The organism is Flavobacterium sp. (genome assembly GCF_046153165.1).
GTDB lineage: Bacteria > Bacteroidota > Bacteroidia > Flavobacteriales > Flavobacteriaceae > Flavobacterium.
On sequence record NZ_JBJXEN010000090.1, the window covers coordinates 1 to 6082 of the forward strand.

Annotated in this window: 5 protein-coding genes, 1 other RNA gene and 1 pseudogene; 4 read left to right on the forward strand and 3 right to left on the reverse strand. The window is 31.2% G+C overall.

The window, feature by feature from the left end:
* A pseudogene (locus tag ACKVOV_RS10405) lies at positions 1-365 on the reverse strand (TonB-dependent receptor); the annotation flags it as partial.
* Positions 366-367: 2 nt separating this feature from the next.
* Entirely contained in the window at positions 368-1345 is a 978-nt protein-coding gene (locus ACKVOV_RS10410; protein ID WP_409206693.1) for a dienelactone hydrolase family protein, read from the reverse strand.
* Between the two features lie 116 nt (positions 1346-1461).
* On the opposite strand from ACKVOV_RS10410, the gene ACKVOV_RS10415 reads away from it, so the two are divergent.
* Both ACKVOV_RS10415 and ACKVOV_RS10420 read left to right on the forward strand, forming a co-directional pair.
* Positions 1462-2823, forward strand: a complete 1362-nt coding sequence (locus ACKVOV_RS10415; RefSeq protein ID WP_409206694.1) for a sensor histidine kinase — start codon at positions 1462-1464, stop codon at positions 2821-2823.
* Positions 2824-2828: 5 nt separating this feature from the next.
* Positions 2829-3518 carry a response regulator transcription factor gene (locus tag ACKVOV_RS10420; protein WP_409206695.1) on the forward strand — a complete coding sequence of 230 codons (690 nt, stop codon included), beginning with the start codon at positions 2829-2831 and terminating at the stop codon, positions 3516-3518.
* Here ACKVOV_RS10420 and rnpB read toward each other — a convergent pair.
* Positions 3517-3834: RNase P RNA component class A (rnpB, locus tag ACKVOV_RS10425), an RNA gene on the reverse strand. The two genes, ACKVOV_RS10420 and rnpB, sit on opposite strands and share 2 nt — an antisense overlap.
* 429 nt (positions 3835-4263) lie before the next feature.
* On the opposite strand from rnpB, the gene ACKVOV_RS10430 reads away from it, so the two are divergent.
* Positions 4264-4923, forward strand: coding sequence for a DUF2971 domain-containing protein (locus ACKVOV_RS10430; RefSeq protein ID WP_409206696.1), 660 nt, complete (start codon positions 4264-4266; stop codon positions 4921-4923).
* 168 nt (positions 4924-5091) lie between these two features.
* Positions 5092-6082, forward strand: a 991-nt coding sequence (dnaX, locus tag ACKVOV_RS10435; protein ID WP_409206697.1) for a DNA polymerase III subunit gamma/tau, incomplete at its 3' end; no start/stop codon positions are given.

Genomic DNA, 6082 nt, shown 5'->3' on the forward strand with positions numbered 1-6082 from the left:
TTTATAATTTCAATGCTTTTAATTTCATATACAGACAATGTATTTAAATCGTTTATACTTACTTTTTGATTGTCTATATAAAGTAACGGATTCCCTTTTCCTATAATACTAATCGTTTCTTTATTATCACCAATAATTACATTGGGCAGTTTTGATACTAAATCGATCGTATTCGGAACTGATTTTAATATAGAATTGGCTACATCAACTTTCAAATTTCCATTTTTATTGGTAAAAACTTTCTTTTCATTTTTTATGATTACTTCTTCTAGCTTTTTAGAAATTGTATCTTGTTTTATTTCATTTTGTGCCAATGCCAAATTTGAAATTATTAGACAAAACAGTATTATTAGTGCTTTTTTCATTTTTAATTTATTGAATTATGTAACCATTCTAACCAATCTTTTGCCACTTTATCCCAATTCTCTTTCTCATAAATAGGTTCTGATTTTTCGTTTACAGCAAAAAAATTATGTTCTAAACCAGAATAATTTATAAATCTGAAATTCTGTTTTCTATCTCTAATAATTTCTATTTGAAATAAATCATTGTAGTTTGCTGCCACATCTTTTGAACCATAAGTCACTAAAATTGGAATTTTAAGTTGTAATAAATTTTCCCTTTGTGGTAAGGAAAAGCTATAAGTAGCTTTATAGGTGTCACCTCCATTATAATTGATAATAGTACTGTTTTCGACCACCGTTTTCCAGTAATTTATTGTGTTTTCTTTATCTTCTCCGTCTGCCAAAATATTTACAATTCGACCAAAAGGATTTCCTCCAGAATAAATTAAATGTGTTATTTTAGGATATAAAAACGCCATTTTTGAAGCTATCGAACTTCCTTCAGAATGTCCAGCAACAACAAGCTTTTTCTTGTCAACCCATCGTTCTTTACTTAATTGTTTAAGAATAAAATTATTTCTAAAAACATAATAATCTAGATAATTTCTATCGGTATAACCTTTGGGTGGAATTTCATTTTCTTTGTCTTTCAAATACATGAAATTTTTGCCCAAGATATTAGCATTAGCAATAATTGGAATAGTTGGTTTTGCTATAATTATAATATGAAAATCATCTAAAAAAGGAGTTTCGTTGAAAGGTAAAGTCCCATACAATCCTTTTTCGTCATAAATAACAACTGGTCTTGGCAAACTTCCTTGGCAAAAAAAGAACAATGGTTTGGCTATTTTCTCTTCTCCTTTTTTAGAAATAACAATCAAATCTACTTTATCATCTTGAAATTTGAATGACATTTGTCTGTAACCAAAATCTTCAGGCGTTTTTTGAGCAATGGCGTAATTTTTTGAAATTAAGAGCATAATTAGCAGTATTTTCTTCATTTAGTATTCAATTATCAATGCAAAATTGCTTTCAAAATCTGAATCTGAAAGTTAATTGAAGGTTAATGCTAGGTTAATGTCTTTTTTATTCCATAAAATCAATTATTTTTGAAGTGATGAAGAAGAAAATCAACTTATTAATTCTGTTTTCTATTGTGGTGCTTATAGCACTTTCGGCCATGCAATTTTATTTGGTAAAAACTACTTATGATTATAAAGTAGCACAATTTAGAGCCGAAGTAAAAACTAAAATTGCCGATATTACAAACGATTATAGTGATATCGATTCGACCATTTTTAACAAAAAAGATTTGTTGTATCGCGAATTGGCAATGAATTATATTTTAGATCCTAAAACCCGAAACAGAATTAAGAATACCATTCTTCAAAACCAATTCAAAAAAGAATTAACACATAAATTACAACTTAAATTCGAACAAGAAATACCTGATTTACAACTTGATTTTGCCATTGTACTCAACAAGTTTGTATTGTATAACAATGCCAAAGCAGCTGATACCATTTTTGCAGAAAAACCAATTATTGGAAATAAACTATATGGTGATTTAGCTTCCCTAGACGATGCTTTTCTAGTCCGAAATTACGTAGGAACCACAAGTGGAAACACTTTAAATTCTGATTTCAAATTACTTACCGAAGATGCCTTGTATGTTTCGGTAGCCAATTGGGAAACCATAATTCTGAGACGAATGGCAATGATTTTGTGCTTTGCAATTTTGTCAATTCTTACTCTAATTACCCTTTTTGTAATTGCCATTAAAGCATTAATAAAACAAAAAAAAGTAAGTGATATTAAAACCGATTTTATTAATAATATTACCCACGAATTAAAAACACCATTGGCTACTTTAGCCATTTCTACCAAAATATTAGAAAGAAAAGATATTCGAGATAACGAAAAACATTTTGATAATTTAGTGGCAACAATATCGCGTCAAAACAACCGTTTGCAACAATTAATCGATCAGGTTTTAAATAATTCATTGGAAGACAGCGAAATCGAATTGCAAAAAGAAAAGATTAATTCCGAAATTTTTTTAAATTCAATTATCAATGATTTTAAGATTTCTAATCCATCAATTGTAATTTCAACAGAATTTAAATCTATTGAAACTTCCTTATTTCTTGACAAGTTTCATCTCACAACAGCCATTCAGAATGTATTAGAAAATGCGGTAAAATATGGTTGCAATCATATTAATATCCGAACTTCATTAGTCAATAATCAATTCAATATTAGCATTCAAGACGATGGAATTGGAATTTCAAAAAGCAAACATTCCTTGCTTTTCGATAAATTTTATCGAGTAGAACAAGGCAATTTACACAATACAAAAGGATTGGGTTTGGGTTTATTTTATGTAAATCAGATTATAGAAGCACACCAAGGAACCATTGCCGTGATTAGCGATTTAGGTAAAGGAGCCGTTTTTAATATTAGTATTCCATCTGTTTAATTTTTATGAAAAAAGTACTACTTGCCGAAGACGATTTCGATTTTGCCGATGTTCTCAAACAATATCTCGAATTATATAATTATCAAATTACTTGGGCAAAAGACGGAGAAGAAGCCTTACTCCTATTTCAAAAAGAAACTTTCGACATTTGTGTGTTTGATGTCATGATGCCAAAAATGGACGGATTCACACTAGCCGAAAAAATAATCGATATCAATCCAGAAACACCATTTGTTTTCTTGACTGCCAGAAAACTAAAAGAAGACAAACTAAAAGGATTGCAATTGGGTGCCGATGATTATATTGTAAAACCCTTTGAAGCCGATGAATTGGTCTTGCGATTAAACAATATTTTAAAAAGAGGCGAGCAAAAAAATCAAACAACCATTTCGGTCGATGAAATAACAATAGGCAATTACATTTTCGACCCGAATAGGTTAGAATTAAAATTAGGTAATCATACGCAAAGACTTACAGAAAAGGAAGTTGCTATAATTTTATTTTTTCTAAAAAACAAAAACCAACTAATTAAACGAAATGATATTTTGCAAAGTATTTGGGGAAATGACGATTTCTTTTCAGGAAGAAGTATGGATGTTTTTATAAGCCGAATTAGAAAATATTTCTCAAACGACAACCGAATTACTATCGAAAGTATTCGCAACGTAGGCTTAGAATTTAAGATTCAAAACTAAAAAAAGCAGACCTATAAGCCGGATTCTGTTCTCGTTATCACTAACGATACCTTATCATTTATCTAGGCTTGCAATTACTCACAAGCTCCATCTTTCTACCCTTCAGCAACGGACGAGAAGCCCTTAACTACCGATATACTTGAAATTTCACCGCATAGAGTTTACCTGGTTTCACTACAGCATTACCTGTACATACTTTCTGTTGCACTTGTCCTTGATCGATTGCTCAACCCGACGGGCGTTACCCGCTATGCTTCTCTCTGGTGTCCGGACTTTCCTCCCCCAATAAATTGGCGACGATAAGGCGGTCTGCGCTGCAAAAGTAGTTTTTTTAGGAGCTAATCCCGCTATTCGTTGCAATCTTTTTTTTATACCTGACAGGTTTCAAAAACCTGTCAGGTATAAAAAAAAGGATTTTCACTGCTATCGGGGCTAGGACATTTCGTTAATCAAGGGAGTTATGATTAAAAAAGTAACATCAACTTATATTATTACATAAGTATTTTCGTAGATTGCAAAAACTAATTAGTTCGCAGTCATTGTACAAATAGAACGAAAAATACCAGCCTAAATGAATGAAAATAAAAAAGAAAATTCTTTAACTATTCAATGGCAAGTCGAAGATTATTTATATTCACATAACTTTAGTCTTGAGCGACTTGGTTTATATTTTACCCAGATATTCCATAGGAACACGGAATTAAAACAACCAAAATTCTTATATAAGTTTTATGGAAAGTCAAATTTGAGTATAAATTCATTACTTGAAAACTATTTATATTTTTCAAATCCACGGAATTTCAATGACCCATTTGATTGCATTACTAATAGAGAAAAATACATCTTAAAAGGCAGTCCAGGAATTGTAAAACATCGTGAGGATATTGGTGTATGCTGTTTTAGCACAATAAATGATAATCCTTTAATGTGGGGACATTATGCAAATAGTTATACTGGATTTTGTATAAAATTTGATAGTAAACTTCTTAGAAATAACCATATCCAGATCAAAAGTCATATATCATACTTAAAAGATTATATGCCAACAAATTCCGATTTTGATTTAGCAAAAGAACAAATTAAACAATTAGAAATTGAAGAAGATTTTAAAGAAACTACTTTAGTAGCTTTAGGTATGCTAAATGCTTATTGTTGGAAATATTATGACTGGAAATATGAAAAAGAATTTCGAGCAATAGCAATAAATACAGACGAATTTGAAAGAAAATTGAAATTTGATAAGGAAAATCTTCTGGAGGTTTATATTGGCCATCGCATGAAAATTGTAGATCCAAACTATTACAATTTGCTTATCTATATTTTGAAAAATGAATATCCGACAGTTAAAATTTATGAAGTTAGACCACATCATCTAATAGTAAAATTAGAGTTTGAAGAAATTTAATATCAATGACTGCTAGCAGCAGTTTTATGAAATTTGCTTTTTAATTTTAATTCAAAATAAATCTTGTAATTAAAAATTTTGTTATTGACCAAAACATTTTAAAACTTTTGACTTTTCACTTTTGACTTCTGACTTATTACAGTTATATTTGCTTTCGAATAAATTTCTATGGAACAATTTGTAGTATCGGCTCGTAAATATCGTCCGCAAACGTTTAAAGACGTTGTGGGACAACAAGCTATTACCAATACTTTACTGAATGCTATAGAAACCAATCATCTGGCTTCTGCCCTATTGTTTACTGGGCCTCGTGGTGTAGGAAAAACAACTTGCGCCAGAATTTTAGCTCGAAAAATAAACCAACCTGGTTACGACGACCCGAACGAAGATTTTGCATTCAATGTTTTCGAACTCGATGCTGCTTCAAACAATTCGGTAGACGATATTCGTAATTTGATAGATCAAGTTCGCATACCGCCACAAACAGGACAATATAAAGTTTATATTATCGACGAGGTTCACATGTTATCATCAGCGGCATTTAATGCTTTTTTGAAAACATTAGAAGAACCACCAAAGCATGCCATTTTTATTTTGGCAACGACCGAAAAACATAAAATTATTCCAACGATACTATCTCGTTGTCAGATATTCGATTTCAAACGAATTACGGTCAAAGATGCTAAAGAACATCTGGCCGAAGTCGCTGCCAGTCAAGGTGTAATCTGCGAAGATGATGCTTTGCATATTATTGCTCAAAAAGCTGACGGTGCGATGCGTGATGCTTTATCTATTTTTGATAGAGTCGTTTCTTTTTGCGGAAATAACTTGACACGTCAAGCCGTTACCGAAAATTTGAATGTGCTGGACTACGAAACATATATTAATGTAACGGATTTAATTTTGGAGAATAAAATTCCGGAATTACTATTGGCTTACAACGATATTTTAGCCAAAGGTTTCGACGGACATCATTTTGTAGCTGGATTGGCTTCTCATTTTAGAGATTTATTGGTCAGCAAAACGCCTGCAACGATTGCTTTGCTAGAAGTTGGCGAACAAGCTCAGAAAATGTATTATGCACAATCTCAAAAAGCCTCGCAAGATTTTCTGTTACAAGGAATCGATTTGGCTAATGATTGTGATTTAAAATTTAAGC

Bases quoted from the DNA above. Each gene is read 5' to 3' on its own strand.
- ACKVOV_RS10420 (WP_409206695.1), top strand. From the start codon at position 2,829: ATGAAAAAAGTACTACTTGCCGAAGACGATTTCGATTTTGCCGATGTT.
- ACKVOV_RS10410 (WP_409206693.1), bottom strand. From the start codon at position 1,345: ATGAAGAAAATACTGCTAATTATGCTCTTAATTTCAAAAAATTACGCC.
- ACKVOV_RS10415 (WP_409206694.1), top strand. From the start codon at position 1,462: ATGAAGAAGAAAATCAACTTATTAATTCTGTTTTCTATTGTGGTGCTT.